This window comes from Pseudomonas sp. MYb60, assembly GCF_002979555.1.
Taxonomy (GTDB): Bacteria; Pseudomonadota; Gammaproteobacteria; order Pseudomonadales; family Pseudomonadaceae; genus Aquipseudomonas.
In genome coordinates this window covers 353412-370175 of sequence record NZ_PCOZ01000003.1, presented here as the reverse complement: position 1 = coordinate 370175, position 16764 = coordinate 353412, and the positions used below count along the sequence as shown (strand labels likewise).

Below are 16764 nucleotides of genomic sequence, written 5' to 3'. Positions count from 1 at the left end.
GATGGGAATAATATGTCCTCACTTCTTGCGGAGCCTGGCATGAAAAATCGAATGTCCCTGATCGTGATGCTGGCGCTCTGCCTTGGCCTGGCGACCCCGGCGCGGGCGGCGGAGTACACCGAGGTCAACCGCACCGCCAGCCAGATCAGCTTCACGTTCCAGCAATTCGGACAGCGGGTGTATGGCACCTTCAGCGAGTTCGAAGGAACGCTGGCGTTCGACACGCTGAAACCCGAGGCGGCCCACGCGTTGCTCAAGATCCAGCTCGCCAGCATCAATGCCGGCAGCCCTGATGCCAATGACGAATTGCAGCGTGCGGCCTGGTTCGACACGGCCACCTATCCGGTCGGCTTGTACCAATCCACCGGTGCCGAAGCGCTGGGTGGCGATCGCTACAAGGTCAGCGGCCACCTGACCATCAAGGGCATCACGCGCCCGGTGACGGTGAACGTGTTGCTCAAGGCGCAGGACGGTATTGGCGTGTTCGACGGCGAGTTCATCCTCAACCGCAGCGACTTCAGGATCGGCGAGGGCGAGTGGGCGGGCAACAGCGTGGTGTCCAACGACATCCACATCAAATTCAAACTGGTGGCGCCGCAACGTTAACGCGCGAATTTCTTCGCCCCGGCCACGCAGCCGATCACCGCTACCGTCACCAGCACCATGCCCAGGCTGACCTGCTCATGCAGCAGCCCCGCGGCCAGCGCCAGGCCAAAAAAGGGCTGCAGCAACTGCAACTGTCCCACCGCCGCGATACCACCCTGTGCCAGGCCGCGATACCAGAACACAAAGCCGATCAACATGCTGAACAGGGCCACATAGCCCAGGCTCAGCCAGGCCGGCAGGCTGATGCCGCTGAAACGGGCGGGCGCCAGGATCAGGCTCAAGGGCGCCACCACCGGCAGCGCCACCACCAACGCCCAGCAGATCACCTGCCACCCGCCCAGGCTGCGCGACAATGTGGCGCCTTCGGCATACCCCAGGCCGCACACCAGCACAGCGAGTAGCATCAGGACGTCACCCATCGGTGCCGCGCTCACGCCTTGGGTCAGTGCATAGCCCACCACCAGCAGGCTGCCGAGCACCGAAAACAGCCAGAACACCGCACGCGGACGCTCACCGCCGCGCAGCACGCCAAACACCGCAGTGGCCAATGGCAGCAGGCCGATGAAGACGATGGAGTGCGCAGACGTCACGTATTGCAGCGCCAAGGCAGTGAGCAGAGGAAAGCCGATCACCACGCCGAGGGAGACGATCACCAGGGACGCCCACTGACGGCGCGCCGGGCGTCGTTGCTTGAACAGCCCCAGCAGAAGCAGGCCCAGCACGCCCGCGATGACAGCGCGTGCCAAGGTAAGAAATACCGGGTCGAACTCCATGACCGCCAGGCGCGTGGCCGGCAATGAGCCGCTGAAAATCACCACGCCGATAAAGCCGTTGATCCAGCCTTGGGTGCTGGTGTCCTGGGGATTGAGCCGCGACGTGCATTCCATGTGGGGGTACCCGGAAAAGAAAGATTGCGTGCCGCTCATCCTAGGGTTGAGGATTGAGACAATCAAAAAATTGTCATGGATACATCGTCTATGCCTCGCGCGCGCTACAAGTCGCTGGTCGATCACTTTGCCCACGCCATTCGCAGTGGCGCGCTGTCGCCCGGCACACGCTTGCCGACTCACCGCCAATTGGCCGCCGAACATGGCATGGCGCTGGTCACCGCGAGCCGGGTGTACACCGAGCTGGAAGCGATGGGCCTGGTCAGTGGGGAGGCGGGGCGCGGCACCTTTGTGCGTGAAATCGCGCTGCCGCCGGGGCAGGGGAGCGGGCAGATGACCCTGGCGACAGGCATGCTGGACCTGAACTTCAACTACCCCTCACTGCCAGGCCAGGCAGACCTGTTGCGCACCGCGCTACGCCAGCTAGCGCTGTCCGGTGACCTGGAAGCCCTGCTGCGCTACCAGCCCCATGCGGGCCGCTGGCATGAGCGAGAGGTGATCGCGCGCCATGTGCTGAGCCGTGGGCTGACGGTCGCCGCCGAGCAGGTCCTGGTCGTCAGCGGCGCGCAGCATGGGCTGGCAGTGACCCTGATGGCGTTGCTCAAGCCGGGGGATGTGATCGCGGTGGATGCGTTGACGTACTCGGGTTTCAAAGTGCTGGCGCAGGCGCTGCATCTGGAAGTGGTCGCAATTCCGGTCACTGCCGACGGCCCGGATCTGCACCACCTGCAAGACCTTTGTCGCAAGCGCCCGGTGCGCGCGGTCTATAGCATGCCGACCCTGCACAACCCATTGGGCTGGGTGATGAGCCAGGCGCAACGCGAGCAGTTGGTGGGCATTGCCCGCCTGCACTCGCTGATGATCATCGAGGACGCGGCCTATGCGTTCTTGGTCGAAGACGCGCCGCCTCCCCTGGCCAGCCTGGCGCCGGAATGCACGGTGTATGTCGGCGGGCTGTCGAAAAGTGTTGCGACGGGCTTGCGGGTGGGTTTTGTCGCCGCGCCTGCGCGGTGGATGGGGCAATTGGAGCGCGCCATCATGGCCACCACCTGGAACGTGCCAGGGGTGATGAGCGCCATTGCTGTCGCGTGGATCGAGGACGGCACCGTCGCCCGGTTGGAAGCGCAAAAGCGCGAGGACGCCCGGGCGCGACAAGCGTTGGCAGCAACGGTGCTGAAGGGGATGGGCGGTATCAGTCACCCCTCGTCTTACTTTCTGTGGCTGCCCCTGGCCGAGGACATGCGCGCCGATCAGATCGCCATGAACTTGCAGCGCGAGCACGTCTGGGTTTCCACCGCCGAGCCGTTTGCCGTCTCGGCCCATGTACCCCACGCGTTGCGCCTGGCGTTGGGGTCGGTGGAAATGCCCGCGCTGCGCGAAGCCTTGGCGGCGGTGCGCAGGGTCGTGGAGTGGTGAGCCAAACGGCCCACCGTTAGCGATCAGAATTTAAACGCTTGGCGACCGATCAGTAGCCAGTGGCCTTGCTGCTTTTGCCAGATCTGCAAGTTCTCGATTTCGGTGGGGACTTCTTTGCCGCTGTTCACCGCCACGGCGGAAAAGTGGTTGCGCACCAGGGCGGTATCGCCGCTCAGGGCGATGGTCTGTTTCTGCATTTCGAGCGTCTTGAAGCTGCTGCGACCGGTCTCGATATCGGCGATGAACGCCTGCTTGTCCTGGATTTTGCCGCTGGAATGGCCGTAGCTGAGGTTGTCGGCGGTCAGGCTCTGGAGCTGTTTGAGGTCTTTGTGCAGCATCGCTTGAGTCAGTTGGTCGACGGCTTGCGCGACATCCTGGTCGGCGGCCGGGGCTGCGGCGACGTAGCCGCTGAACAGGCACAGAAAACCGATCAGCACTTTGACGTTTTGCATGGGTGTTTCCTTATTGTTGTGGGGGAGGAGCCGACAGAACGTTACTGATTATGTCGTCGTATAACATTGCAATATCTAGGCGGCGTTTGGAAAGAGAATTTTGAATGGCCTGCGTTTTTCCGGTGTGTAAAAGGATCTTAGGTTTCAATTCTTGTTGTACGACGTCCTATCAATTGTTAAAACTACGCCCCCGTCTAACAATAAAATCACGGAGATACACGATGGATGCTTCCCCTTCGCCCGACCGGAATGACCACAGTCGACGGGTCTTTCTCAAGCGTTCCCTGGCGGTTTCCGCGTCCGTGGCCGTGCTGGGCAATCTGCCGAGCCTGGCTGACGCGGCTGAGCCGCTGAGCCAGCGCTATCCAGACCCTCTGGTCAAAGTGCTGGATGACAGTTTCCTGGAATTGCGCCTGTTCAACGCCAGCGTCGAACGGCTGGCGACCGGTTTGCGATGGGCCGAGGGGCCGGTGTGGATTGGCGATGGCCGCTACCTGCTGCTCAGCGATATCCCCAACAACCGCATCGTGCGCTGGGACGAGGTGACCGACAGCCTGTCGGTCTATAGGGAAAACGCCAACTTCTCCAACGGCATGTGCCGTGACCGGCAGGGCCGATTACTGGTGTGTGAAGGGTCGACGACCAGTCAGGAAGGCCGGCGCATCACCCGTACCGAGCACAATGGGCGTATCACCGTGCTGGCCGACAGCTTTGAAGGCAAACCCTTCAACTCGCCCAACGATATCGTGTGCAAACGAGATGGCTCGGTGTGGTTTACCGACCCGCCGTTCCAGACCGGCAACAATTACGAAGGGCACAAGATCACGCCGACGCAACCCCATGGTGTCTACCGCATCGACGGCGAGACCGGCAAGGTCACGCGGGTGATCGCCGACCTCAATGGCCCCAACGGCCTGTGTTTTTCTCCGGATGAAAAACTGCTCTACGTGGTGGAAGGCCGCGCCAAGCCCAACCGCTTGGTCTGGGCCATCGACGTCAACGACGACGGCACGCTCGGCGCTCGCCGCAAGCACATCGAAGGCTTGGAATACGCGGCGCTGGACGGCATCAAGTGCGACGAAAGCGGCAACCTCTGGTGTGGCTGGGGCGGCAACGGTGACCCCAAGGCAGACCTGGAAGCGCTAGACGGTGTGCGCGTGTTCAACCCGAAAGGCAAGGCGATCGGGCATATATCCCTGCCGGAACGCTGCCCCAACCTGTGTTTCGGTGGGCGTGAGGGCAACCGCCTGTTCATGGCCGGCAGCCATTCGATCTATGCGCTGTTCGTCAACACCCGTGGCGCCGACTTGGGCATGTAATCGGCGCATGAATCACGAGGGGCGTCGATGGACCGGCGTGCGTCGTGACGGGGCGTGCGGCAGAGGGCTGCATGCCCCGACATCAGTCAGTCACACATGCAGCCTCTTCCCACGTTGTGCTCAGAGCGGCGGGGTGCGCGGCGGTACCTGGCGTTTGCTGCCGGTGGCTTCATACGCAGCGGCAAACCGCAGCAACGCCGAATCATCATAGGCTCGGCCCGCAAACGTCAGCCCCACGGGCATGCCGATATCGGCCATCACGCCCATCGGCACGGTGACAGTTGGCACGCCCAGATGACGGATGGCGAGGTTGCCGTTGGCGACCCACACACCGTTGCTCCAGGCAATATCCGCCGAGGCCTCGTTCACGTCTGCATCCGCCGGGCCTACGTCGGCCACGGTCGGGAACAGGACCGCGTCGAGCCCCAGGGTGTCCATCCAGTCTTCGAGGTCCAGGCGCCGGGTTTGCTCCAGGCCGCGCAGGCCATCGGGCAGGGTGCTGATCTTGTCCCACGGGGTGATACCGCGTTCGGCCATGCGCACGTATTCGTCCATGCCGGCGGCGAGGTCGTCTTCGCGGTTGGGCAGGGTACCGGGGTCGTGGGGGAAGATCTTCGGCCCGTCCACGTCCGCCAGGCGGTTGAGCGCCGGGTCATTGTTGGCGCGCAGGAAATCGTCGAAAGCCCAGGCTGACAATTCCCACAACTCGTCGTGGAGGAATTCCTTGCTCACCAGCCCCCGGGTAAACACGGTCGGTGCGCCGGGGCGGTCGCCTTCGCAGTTGGACACCAGTGGGAAATCCACTTCGATCACTTCAGCCCCCGCCGCCTCCAGCGCCTGGCGCGCGGCGCTCCACAGGTCGATGACACTGGCGCGGGTGTTGATCTGTTGCCCGGTCGGCCCGCCAATCCCGGGTTTCTCGCTGGTACCGGCTTCGGGGTCGGCGTTGATGTACATGCGCGGCACACCGAAGCGCTTGCCCGCGAGGGATTCGGACGCTACCGCCAGTTCGGCGTAGGACGCAGGTCGCACGGCGTTCACGCTGGGGATCGGCACCCAGGGCTGCAGGCGCCACAGGTCGCCACGGGTGTCCGGGTCTTCGGCAACGACGACGTCGAGCACTTCCAGCAGGTCGGCCATGGTGCGCGCATAGGGCACCACCACGTCCATGGTCGGCGTGAGCGGCCAGTTGCCGCGTACCGAAATCACCCCACGGGATGGCGTGTAGGCGCACAAGCCGTTGTTGGACGCCGGGCCACGCCCGCTGGACCAGGTTTCCTCGGCCAGGCCGAAGGCGGCAAAGCTCGCCGCCGTCGCGGTACCCGCGCCGTTGGAGGAGCCCGAGGCGAAAGGCGCGGTCAGGTAGTCGGCGTTATACGGGCTTTCCGCGCGGCCATACACGCCGCGCTGCATGCCACCATTGGCCATCGGCGGCATATTGGTCTTGCCCAGACAGATGGCGCCGCCGGCGCGCAGGCGTTCGATGGTGAAGGCGTCACGCTGGGCGACGAGGTTGGCAAACGCGGGGCTGCCGGATGCGGCGGTCAGGCCCTTGACCAGGTAGCTGTCCTTGGCGGTGTAGGGGATACCATCCAAGGGCCCCAGGGTTTCGCCCTTGGCCCGGCGCGCATCGGACGCCCGGGCCTCATTCAGGGCGTCGGGGTTGGGGACCACGACGGCATTCAAGGCCGTGGCGGTCTGCGGGCCATCGTAGGCCGCTATCCGCGCCAGGTAGGCTTCAACCAGTTCAACGGCCGTGGTCTGGCCGGATTCCAGCGCAGCGCGCAGTTGGGCAATGGAGACTTCAGTTACTTGCATCACGTGTGTTCGCCGCCTTCAGGTGGAGGTATGGCGGCAGTCTACGGACAGATATTTCACAAAACCAGCGCCGAATATTCCCCGTAGGCAGTGCGCATGACCTGCCAGGTGTGAGCGTCGGCGGGAATCAGATGCTCGATGCGCAGGGACGTGAGGGTGATGTCCTGGGGCATGCCGAATGTGGTGAACGTGGACAGGAAACTCAAGTGCCCCTGGCTCGAGCGGACGCGGGTCAGGACCAGCGGCGGCATTTGCCCGGGCAGTTCACGGCTGGCCGGCGCCGGCAGGCGTGCCAGCAAGGCGGCGAGGGCCGGATTGTCCAGTGCTTCGCGGGTTGCCCGTTGCCACGCCAGGGTGCGGATTTCCTCGGCGTTGATCAGGTGGTCGCCGAGCCCGCCGGGTTGCAGCAGGGTCGTGAGCAGGTTCTGGCCGCTGGCCGCATCCGGTGTGATGCCCACCAGTTCAAACAGCACGCCGGTGCTGGCGTTGGCCGCCAGCACGTCCCACTCGCTCCCCAGCAGTATCGCCGGGGCAGGGTTGTTGGCGTGCAGTACATGGCTGACTGCTTCGCGAATCGCGGACATGGCCGGCGCCGCAAGCGGGGTGGCGGCGTAGCGCGGGGCAAAGCCGGCGGCGAGGAAGATGCTGTTGCACTGCTCCAGCGGCGCATCCAGTGCCGTCAGCAAGTTGTGCAGGGTGCCTGGGCTGGGTTTGGCGCGGCCGGTCTCGAGGCAACTGAGATGGCGCTGGGATACGCCGGTCATCAGCGCCAGGTCGAGCTGGCTCAAGTTGGATTGGCGGCGCAGTTGGCGCAGCAGTGCGCCGGCGCTGGAAGGGTTGTCCATGACGTGACCATGACCTCCGAGGTCATTGCAGGGGGCTGAACCTTATCACTAACGTGGCGCCTCATCACTTGAGGAAGAGACCATGCCAAGACCCTCTCTCGCCCTGGCCGCATTGCTGGGATTCTCGCTGTACACCCTGTTCACGATGCTGACGGCGGAGCAATCGCTGTGGGCATTCGGGCTGGCATTGATCTCGCGCCCGGACACGGCGCAAGTGGTCATAGACCTGTACCTGATGGCACTGCTGGCCTGTGTGTGGATGTACCGCGATACCCGGCGACGAGGGCGGTCGCTGGCCTCGGTGGTGCCTTACTGGCTGCTCACGGCGGTGTTCGTGTCGGTGGGGCCGTTGCTCTACATCGTGGTGAGGCAGTCGAGGGATGAATGACCTCATGGCCGTGCATGCCAGTTGTGTGTGGCACTGCAGACTGACAGCGCAGTGACCCAGGGGGGATTTGCTGATTTCCCCAAACCGCGGCGCATCTGATGGGGAGGCAACCTTGGCGCACGCTGGCCTATGGCATTGGGGTGATCTGCCTGTTTGGCCTCGGTGCAAGCTTCAGCGAGGCTGCGAAAACAGGGGGGCTGCCACCGGCGATACCGCCCCGGTCCTGTCCACCAATCGGATGCTATCGCGCCCACCGCGCTTGGATTCGTACAGCGTGGTATCCCCCTGTTCGATCAAGTCCGTCAGGCTGGCTGGCGGTTGGTCGAACAGGTGGGCGCCGATGCTCAGGGTCACGGGTGCCGGGGTGGCAAAGGTTTGTGAGGCGAGCTGGAAGAATTGGTCGCGCAGGATGCTGCCCAGTTCGACGATCTGCTCGGTGGTAGCGCGGTTGAACAGAATCACGAACTCGTCACCGCCCAGGCGGGCCACCAGTGAGTCTCGGGGCACGGCGCTGCGGATCATCTCGCTCAGGGCAATGAGCAGGCGGTCGCCGGCGCTGTGGCCGTAGAGGTCGTTGACCAGCTTGAAGTTGTCGATGTCGATCAGCAACAGGGCGCCCGGTTGTTGCGCTGACACCTTGCCCAAAAGACGCGGCGCGCGCAGGTCGAGGGCGCGGCGGTTGTAGAGGGCGGTGAGCGGGTCGCGGGCGGCGAGGCGGGCGATCTGCTGTTCGCGGCGGTAGCGTTCGGAACCGGTCATGGACAGGGCGATGAGCATGATCGCCATCGCGCCTTCCACCAGGGAAATCTGGATGATTTCGCCCTTGAACGAGGCCAGGTCGATCAAGGTGCCGGGGATCAGCACCGACAGCGCCTTGGCCACGTAGAACGCGCCGTGGCACAGCAGTACGTAACGCAGCTGCACGGCGCCGATGCTCAACGATTTACCATGGGGCCGCAGCAAAAAGCTTGCGCGCAGGGTCGGCAGGGCGACCAGCAGCGACTGCACGCTGATCATGACTTTGGACCAGGATTGATCCACCGGCAGCATCAGCATGCCGAACCAGACCCCCACCATCAGGTACCAGAGCCTCGATACACGCACGTGGGTGAAGCGTGCCACGCCCAGCAGAAACAGAAAGTGTGCGGTCACTAGCAGGCCGTTGGCGAACCAGATGCCGATCACCAGAAACCCGTTGATACGTAGCAGCGCCAGGGTCGAGCCGACGGTGATGGTGGCGAAACCCGCGCTCCAGAACAGCAGCGAGGGTTCACGCACGCTGCGCCAGTCAACAGCAAGGTAGAGGGCCGCAGCAGCGGCCAGGGCCACGGTGAGGGCCAGAATCGTAGGAGGGTCGAGCGTCATGTGCTGCCAAGTGTGCGTTGAAAACCGCGATTGTAAGCGTTCGCGAGCGGTTTTCGGAGCCTTACTGGCGAACGGCTATCTATGGCCTCAAGCGATGGCCAGCGGGACGCCTACCCGGAATACCGTACCGGCCTGCGCGCTCGACTCCACCTCGATCGAACCCTGATGGGCCGCGACGATTTCCGACGCAATGAACAAGCCCAGGCCCAGGCCCGCCGTGGGCCCGTGTTCAACCGCAGCCCGCTGGGAAAACCGCCCCATGGGGTTGAAGATGAACGGCAGCACATCCGCAGGGATCGGGTCGCCGTGGTTGTGCACGGTGAATACCAGTGCCTCGGCGGTGGCGGCCAGTTCGATGCGAATCGGTGTGCCGGGGTTGCCGTGTTGCACTGCATTGCTGAGGAGGTTGGAAAACACCTGCTCCATGCGCGGTCCATCAAACAGTCCGACGGCCTGGCACCCGGTGTCGAAATGGATCTGTGCGTGAGGATGAAATGCGCGGATTTCTTCGACAATGCGCTCGCAGATCGGCGCCAGGTCGACCTGTACACGTTTGACCGGAATGCCGGGGCCCATCTGACAGCGCGTCAGATCCAGCAAGTCGCCGACGATCTGGCTGGCGCGCTGCACACTGGTGTAGATCTGCGTGGCGACGCGGGTGTCACGCTCACCCACCGTGCCGGAGCGTCGGAGCATGTCCGCGCCCAATAGAATCGCCCCCAGCGGCGTGCGCAGGTCGTGACCGAGAATGCCCAGGAAGACGTTGCGCGAGGCTTCCACGGCGCGCGAATAGCTGGCGATCGACTCCGCCAGCGCCTGGTCGATGGCCTCGTGAAAGCGATTCATGTCATCGACGTCCAGCGGCGTGCCGTGCTTGATTTGATCGAGCCACTGGCTGAGCACGCTGGCCCGCAACGCGCGGTATTCCGAGACCATCTGGTCGATGGAAAACCCGGCCATCAGGCGCGTGACCGCGTGGGTTTCGGCCGGGGTCTCATCGTCATGCTGCGGCGCCAGGCCCTGGGCCTTGTCGATCTGCTCCTGCGTGGTCTGGGCGGTACGCAGGTCCAGCACAATGGCGTGCAACATCTGCTCCGCGTGATCGCGCAGGCCAGCGCGATCGAGGTCGGCCCCAGGGGTCTGGATGGTGCGGGCGAAATCCTCCCACGCCTGAAGGATGGGCTCGAGGTTGTGCACAATGAAGTCAGCCAGGCGCATGCGATAAATCCTTGGAGAGGACGCCAGCGAAACGCTCGCGAAGCTGCCAGACAGGATTTAAGCACGGATTGGTGTTGCACACGCTGGGCAGACGTCCCTGTCTGCGGCAGCCTGGCCTCAAACGCCTTTGGTTGAAGGCAGCAATATCGTCAGAATCCCCACCAACGGCAGGAACGAGCACAGTTTGTAGACGTACTCGATGCCGTGGTTATCGGCGAGCAAGCCCAGCAGTGCCGCGCCGATTCCGCTGAAACCGAACATCAGGCCGAAGAAGATCCCGGCGATCATGCCCACGTTGCCCGGGACCAGTTCCTGGGCGAAGACCACGATGGCCGAGAAGGCCGACGCCAGGATGAACCCGATCACCACGCTGAGCACGGCGGTCCAGAACAGGTCCACGTAGGGCAACGCCAAGGTGAACGGCGCGGCGCCGAGGATCGAGAACCAGATGACTTTCTTGCGGCCGATGCGGTCGCCGATCGGCCCACCAAAGAAGGTGCCCGCCGCCACTGCACCGAGGAACAGGAACAGGTAGAGCTGGGAATTGGCCACCGACAGGCCGAACTTCTCGATCAGGAAGAAGGTGTAGTAGCTGGTGAGGCTGGACATGTAGAAGTACTTGGAAAACACCAGCACGGCCAGCACCACCAGGGCAAAGGTCACGCGGCCTTTGGACAAGCCGTGGGTCGCCTTGCCACCCTGCTTGAGCTTGAACAGGTTGAGGTGGTTGCGGTACCAGCGGCTCAAGCCGTACAGCACCAGGATCGCGAACACCGCAAACAGGCCGAACCAGGCGATATGGCCCTGGCCGTAAGGAATGATGATGGCCGCCGCGAGCAACGGGCCCAGGGCACTGCCGGTGTTGCCACCCACCTGGAAGGTCGATTGCGCCAGGCCATAACGCCCGCCGGAGGCCAGCCGTGCGACGCGCGAGGTTTCCGGGTGGAAGGTCGAGGAACCCACGCCCACCAGGCCGGCGGCGAGCAGGATCGCCGGGAAGTTGCCGACAAACGCCAGCATCAGGATGCCGACGAGGGTGCAGACCATGCCCGCCGGCAACAGCCACGGCTTGGGATGGCGGTCAGTGTAGTAGCCGATCCACGGTTGCAGCAGGGACGCGGTCAATTGGAAGGTCAGGGTGATCAGGCCGACTTGAGCGAAGCTCAGGCCGTAGTTGGCCTTGAGCATCGGGTAGATCGACGGCAGCACGGCCTGGATCAGGTCGTTGATCAAATGCGCGAGGGCGCAGGCACCCAGGATACGCATGACCAGGGGGCTGGCCTGAGGGGGACTGGTTGCAGCGGTGGGTGTCGCGGTGAGGGTCGACATGCAGGCATTCCATTCAAGGCGTCAAACAGGGGCGGCGAGTACGTGTGCTCACTGACCGTTACAAAATGATTCGGTGGTTATGCTAGATTCGTCATAAATGCCTGTCTCGCGAAATTCGGGAGGCAACTCGCGCAAAAAGGGCGAAATGATCAAATCACTGGATGAATTTCTGCAAGAGATCGATCAGGGCGACTGGGCCGTCATCAGTTCGGCCACCGACTACCCCGAACATTGGGTGATCCCCGAGCACAGTCACGAAAAACACCAGCTACTTTACGCCACCGAAGGCGTGATGGTGGTGCACAGCGCGCACAACCAGTGGACGGTGCCGCCCAACCGTGGGTTCTGGATGCCCAGTGGGCAGGTGCACTCCCTGCGATGCGTGGGGGCATTGAAAATGCGCAGCGTGTTCGTGCGCACCGATGCCTTTGCGAATTTGCCCACGGAAACCAAGGCGGTGAGCATTTCGCCGTTGCTCAGTGAGCTGATCAAGGCCTCGGTCAGCCTCAAGCCGCCCTATGCCGAGGACTCGCGGGACGCGCGGATCATGCACCTGATCCTCGACGAACTGGCGATGTTGCCGGCACTGCCATTGTCGCTGCCGCAACCCGCCGACGCGCGCATCCACCGTATCTGCCAGGCGCTGCAGGACGACCCGGGCGACGCCTCCACCGTGGCCGACTGGAGCGAGCGCCTGGGCCTGGACCAGAAAACCATCCAGCGCCTGTTCCGCAAGGAAACCGGTATGACCTTCGGCCAATGGCGCCAACAGGCTCGCTTGTTGCTGGCGCTGGAGCGCATTGCGGTGGGGGAGAAGATCATCGATGTGGCCCTGGAACTGGGCTATGAAAGCCCCAGCGCCTTTACCACCATGTTCAAGAAACAGTTTGGCAAGACGCCGAGCCAGTTCTTCAGGTAGGGCAGACGAGCAGGCCGTTGAAGGTCTCGCGGTCCATCGGCCGGCTGAGGTAATAGCCCTGGCCTTCGTCGCAGGCCACGGCCTTGAGCAGGGCCAGGTGTTCTGCGCTTTCAACGCCTTCGGCGGTGACGGTGAGGGCGAGTGCACGGCCCAGGCCGACGATGGCCTGGATGATCGCTTTGTCATCGGCGCTGTCCTCCAACCGGCTCAAAAAGCTACGGTCGATCTTCAAGCCGTCGAACGGAAACGCGCGCAAGTAGCTCAATGATGAGTAACCGGTGCCGAAATCGTCCATCGAGATGCGGATGCCCAGGGATTTGAGGGTGTGCATCACCTCCAGCGCGCCTTCGGCGTCCTCGAGCATGACGCTTTCGGTGATCTCCAATTCCAGCCGCGACGGGTCGATACCGGAGGTATCCAGCGCCTGGGCGATACGCGCGACCATGTTGCCGCGCTTGAATTCGGACGGTGACAGGTTCACCGACACGAACAGCTTCTCCGGCCACTGGGCGGCGCACGCACACGCGGTCTCCAGTACCCAGTCGCTGAGCGATAGGATCAACCCCGACTCCTCGGCAATCGGGATAAAGGTGTCCGGCGCGATCAGGCCGCGCACCGGGTGTTGCCAGCGCACCAGCGCTTCGGCGCCCACCATCTTCCCGTCGGCAATGCGATAGCGCGGTTGGAAGTGCAGGCGCAATTCACCGTGCTTGATCGCAAATCGCAGGTCGCTTTCCAGGCGCCGGCGCTCGATGATGCGCGCGTTCATGTCGCCGGAATAGAAACGCCAGGTATTGCGTCCGGCCGCCTTGGCTTCGTACAGCGCGATATCGGCGTAGCGCAGCAGTTCGGCGGCCTCGCTGGCGTCGTTGGGGGCCAGTGCAATGCCGATGCTGGCGCTGATGAATACGTCCTGCTCATCGATGCGGATAGCCCGTTCGATCGAGGCGATCAGGCGCTTGCACAGGCTTTCGACTTCGTCCTGGGCCCCGGTGTCGCTGAGGATCAGCACAAACTCGTCGCCACCCACCCGGGCGACCAGGTCGCCATGGCGCACGCAATCGGCCAGGCGGCTCGACACTTCATTGAGCACGCGGTCGCCGGCGGCATGGCCGAGCAGGTCGTTGACCGGCTTGAAGCGGTCCAGGTCCAGGCTGAGCATGACCAACGGCTGGGTCAGGCTCGGCGAGGCCTTGAGTTTGCCGTTGAGAAAGGCCTGGAGGCGGGTGCGGTTGGGCAGGCCGGTGAGGGCGTCGTGCTGGGACAGGTATTCGATGCGGCGTCGCGCTTCGACTTCCTCGGTCACGTCGGTGGCGGTGCCGCGGAACCCGCCACAGGGCATTTGCCGTGCCGACAGCCGGGTAATCCGCTCCTGCCCCTGGGCATCCACATAACGGCATTGCACGCTGACGTCGGGCCTGCGGTCCGGGGCGGCCAGCCATTGGGAAAGCACGCGGCCATCGGTGTCGAGCAGTTCATTCATGGTTGCGCCCATCCAGGCCTGTCGCGCCAGGCCCGTGACGCTTTCAAAGCGTTCCGACAGGTAGGTGAAGCGCCAGGTCGGGTCGATTTCCCAGACCCAGTCAGAACTGGCCTCAACCACGTCGCGAAAGCGCGCTTCGCTGGTGGCCAACGCCACTTGGCTGTTTTGCAACGAGGTGTGGCTGGCGTCGAGTGCCAGGGCAGCCGCCGTCGAGCGGCGCAAGATCACCCACGTCATCAGGCACACCAGCAATGCCGCCAGCCCCAGCAACGGCAGGCCCACGGTCATCAGGCGCAGGCCCGGGCGCTCCGGCTCCCAGTGGAGGCTGCCGGCCGTCCCGTTTTCGCCGAGGGGCAGCGTCAGGGTGTGGCCGGGCTCGTCGGGCGTGGCGATATGCAACCGGGCCACGCCAAAATCGCTGCCGATCGCCGCCAGCTTGGCGCTGTCGAGGATATCGACGAAGAACAGCACGGAGTTGCGCCGGCCATCGGTGACCACCCTGGGGTCGGTGCCGGGGGTGATGGCGGCGGCCGCCACCAGGGTGGGGCTGCCACGCACATTGATGAAGGTGCTCAGGGGTGTTTCATCCGCCGCGCCTGCGCGCGCACGTTCAAGGAGTTCGGTGATGGGATGGTCGAGCCATTCGCTCAGGTCGACTGACGCCAATTCGCCGTTGATCACGGCATAAACGGTGTGGTCCAGATCATTCACCACAAATACGCCTTGAAAGCCGAAGTCGTCATGCAGCGTGGGCCCGACGTTCTCGCGCACGTAGGCCCAGTCCCGGTCGACCTTGACGTGCAGGTGCGCGTAGGCGTCGCTCCAAAAGGCGTAGTCCTTGACCGTCAGGCGCATGGATTTTTCCAGCGACTGCACGGCTTTGCGCGCATGGAAAGCGCTTTCAGCCTCCTCGGTTCGGTCCAGCTCATAGGCCAGGTACACCAGCGAATAGGCCGCCGCCGCAAAAACCACGGCCAGCAAGGCCATGAACTTGAACAAGGAGGTACGGGTGAGCGACAGGCTGGTGCGATTGGAGAGGGTGCGGACGATTGGAGCGAGAGTATTCGGCATTATTTCCCGCAGGACGTCGCTGCTGGTCAGGGGTATGGCTTTATATCGGCAGCGCCAGGGGAAATATGAGTACGCGGGGATGACCTGTCGTCGGGTAACGCGGTGGCCGGGGCCACCGCGCACCGTCGGGTGTCAGTTGATACGTGGGTGCTGCTGCACGAGGTTTTTACGCTTGGCCTCGAGCTCGGCAATCTCGGCGTCGATGTCTTCGATCTTCTGCTCGATATTGTCGTGGTGTTCCTGCAGCAGCTCCTTGGCTTCTTCCATGTCCGAGGCTGCCGGAGCGGCGCCGCGCAGGGGTTTGTTGGCCGTTTCCTTCATGGTCAGGCCGGTCACCAGGCCGACTACCGCAAACACCATCAGGTAGTAAGCGGGCATGAACAGGTCGTTGGTGCTTTCCACCAGCCAGGCCACGGCGGTCGGTGTCACACCGGCAATCAACACCGAGACGTTGAACGCGCTGGCCAGCGCGCTGTAGCGCAGGTGAGTGGGGAACATCGCGGGCAGGGTGGACGCCATCACGCCGATGAAGAAGTTCAGGATCACCGCCAGGATCAACAGGCCGGCGAAGATAAGGCCGATCTGGCCGCTGGTGATCAGCATGAACGCTGGAATCGACAGAAACAGCAACCCGATGCTGCCAGCGATAATGAAGGGCTTGCGGCCGATCTTGTCGCTGACGAAACCAATGAACGGCTGCACGAACAGCATGCCGACCATGATTGCGATGATGATCAGGACGCCGCTGTTTTCTTTGTAATGCAGGTTATGGGACAGGTAGCTCGGCATGTACGTGAGCAGCATGTAGTAGGTCACGTTGGTGGCCGCGACGATGCCGATGCAGGTCAACAGGCTGCGCCAGTGTTTGGTGGCGACTTCCTTGAACGAGACTTTGGGGCCGTGGGTCAGGCCTTCGCGGTCGCCTTGCTCGAGCTTGTCCATGTGCTGCTGGAACGCCGGGGTTTCTTCCAGCGCGTGGCGCAGGTACAAGCCAATGATGCCCAGGGGCAGGGCGAGGAAGAACGGCAGGCGCCAGCCCCAGGCTTCGAAGTCGGCTTCGCCCAGGACAGTGGAAATCAGCACGACCACACCGGCACCCAGGACAAAACCGGCGATGGAGCCGAAGTCCAGCCAGCTGCCGAGGAAGCCGCGCTTGCGGTCCGGGGCGTATTCGGCGACGAAGATCGACGCGCCGGTGTATTCACCGCCCACCGAGAAACCTTGAGCCATTTTGCACAGCAGCAACAGGATCGGCGCCCAGATGCCGATGCTGGCGTAACTGGGGATCAGGCCGATGGCGAAGGTGCTCAGCGACATGATCACGATGGTGGCGGCGAGGACTTTCTGTCGTCCGTACTTGTCACCCAGGGCCCCGAAGAACAGGCCGCCCAGCGGGCGAATCAGGAAGGGCACGGAGAAGGTACCGAGTGCAGCGATCATCTGCACGCTGGGGGAGGCATCGGGGAAGAACACCTTGCCGAGCACATAGGCGACAAAACCGTAGACGCCGAAGTCGAACCATTCCATGGCGTTACCCAGGGCGGCGGCGGTGATCGCCTTGCGCACCTTGGTATCGTCGACAATGGTGATGTCTTTCAATCCGATGGGGTTGACGCTTTTCTTGCGAGATTTCATGCGGGCCACTCTT

The 16764-nt window shown here is 63.4% G+C and carries 14 protein-coding genes; 5 read left to right on the top strand and 9 right to left on the bottom strand.

The genetic code is table 11. The features are described 5' to 3' along the window. Positions 1–39 precede the first annotated feature (39 nt). Positions 40–606: a YceI family protein gene (locus CQ041_RS07260; RefSeq protein ID WP_256586753.1), complete on the top strand. Its 567-nt coding sequence runs from the start codon at positions 40–42 to the stop codon at positions 604–606. Here the strand turns inward: CQ041_RS07260 and CQ041_RS07255 are convergent. After that, complete coding sequence (locus tag CQ041_RS07255) at positions 603–1493, bottom strand: DMT family transporter (protein WP_105521775.1); 891 nt, start codon at positions 1491–1493, stop codon at positions 603–605. The two genes, CQ041_RS07260 and CQ041_RS07255, sit on opposite strands and share 4 nt — an antisense overlap. Before the next feature lie 90 nt (positions 1494–1583). Between CQ041_RS07255 and CQ041_RS07250 the strand changes: the two genes are divergently transcribed. Further along, a complete protein-coding gene (locus CQ041_RS07250; RefSeq protein ID WP_105521774.1) occupies positions 1584–2909 on the top strand; it encodes a PLP-dependent aminotransferase family protein in 1326 nt (441 codons plus the stop codon). A gap of 23 nt (positions 2910–2932) precedes the next feature. On the opposite strand, the gene CQ041_RS07245 is transcribed toward CQ041_RS07250, so the two are convergent. Further along, the gene (locus CQ041_RS07245; protein WP_105521773.1) at positions 2933–3361 is read right to left on the bottom strand and encodes a nuclear transport factor 2 family protein; all 429 of its coding nucleotides are present in this window, start codon (positions 3359–3361) and stop codon (positions 2933–2935) included. Positions 3362–3582: 221 nt separating this feature from the next. Between CQ041_RS07245 and CQ041_RS07240 the strand changes: the two genes are divergently transcribed. After that, positions 3583–4680: an SMP-30/gluconolactonase/LRE family protein gene (locus tag CQ041_RS07240; RefSeq protein WP_105521772.1), complete on the top strand. Its 1098-nt coding sequence runs from the start codon at positions 3583–3585 to the stop codon at positions 4678–4680. 120 nt (positions 4681–4800) lie between these two features. On the opposite strand, the gene CQ041_RS07235 is transcribed toward CQ041_RS07240, so the two are convergent. Together CQ041_RS07235 and CQ041_RS07230 are read right to left on the bottom strand one after the other, a co-directional pair. Then, positions 4801–6501 (bottom strand): amidase, encoded by a 1701-nt coding sequence (locus CQ041_RS07235; RefSeq protein WP_177429363.1) that lies wholly within the window; start codon positions 6499–6501, stop codon positions 4801–4803. A gap of 53 nt (positions 6502–6554) precedes the next feature. Then, the gene (locus CQ041_RS07230; protein WP_105521770.1) at positions 6555–7343 is read right to left on the bottom strand and encodes a helix-turn-helix domain-containing protein; all 789 of its coding nucleotides are present in this window, start codon (positions 7341–7343) and stop codon (positions 6555–6557) included. A gap of 82 nt (positions 7344–7425) precedes the next feature. On the opposite strand from CQ041_RS07230, the gene CQ041_RS07225 reads away from it, so the two are divergent. Then, positions 7426–7731 (top strand): DUF2834 domain-containing protein, encoded by a 306-nt coding sequence (locus tag CQ041_RS07225; protein WP_105521769.1) that lies wholly within the window; start codon positions 7426–7428, stop codon positions 7729–7731. 171 nt (positions 7732–7902) lie between these two features. Here CQ041_RS07225 and CQ041_RS07220 read toward each other — a convergent pair whose 3' ends face one another. The 3 genes from CQ041_RS07220 to CQ041_RS07210 form a co-directional block, all read right to left on the bottom strand. After that, the gene (locus CQ041_RS07220) at positions 7903–9096 is read right to left on the bottom strand and encodes a GGDEF domain-containing protein (protein ID WP_105521768.1); all 1194 of its coding nucleotides are present in this window, start codon (positions 9094–9096) and stop codon (positions 7903–7905) included. 87 nt (positions 9097–9183) lie between these two features. After that, entirely contained in the window at positions 9184–10314 is a 1131-nt protein-coding gene (locus tag CQ041_RS07215) for a sensor histidine kinase (RefSeq protein WP_105521767.1), read from the bottom strand. Between the two features lie 117 nt (positions 10315–10431). Continuing rightward, positions 10432–11643, bottom strand: a complete 1212-nt coding sequence (locus CQ041_RS07210; protein ID WP_105521766.1) for an MFS transporter — start codon at positions 11641–11643, stop codon at positions 10432–10434. Positions 11644–11740: 97 nt separating this feature from the next. Here CQ041_RS07210 and CQ041_RS07205 point away from each other — a divergent pair, with 97 nt between their 5' ends. Further along, positions 11741–12562, top strand: a complete 822-nt coding sequence (locus tag CQ041_RS07205) for a helix-turn-helix domain-containing protein (RefSeq protein ID WP_105521765.1) — start codon at positions 11741–11743, stop codon at positions 12560–12562. Here the strand turns inward: CQ041_RS07205 and CQ041_RS07200 are convergent. Further along, on the bottom strand, positions 12555–15116 hold the full coding sequence (locus tag CQ041_RS07200) for an EAL domain-containing protein (protein WP_105521764.1): 2562 nt from the start codon (positions 15114–15116) through the stop codon (positions 12555–12557). The two genes, CQ041_RS07205 and CQ041_RS07200, sit on opposite strands and share 8 nt — an antisense overlap. 132 nt (positions 15117–15248) lie before the next feature. Continuing rightward, a complete protein-coding gene (gene proP / locus CQ041_RS07195; protein ID WP_105521763.1) occupies positions 15249–16751 on the bottom strand; it encodes a glycine betaine/L-proline transporter ProP in 1503 nt (500 codons plus the stop codon). Positions 16752–16764 lie beyond the last annotated feature (13 nt).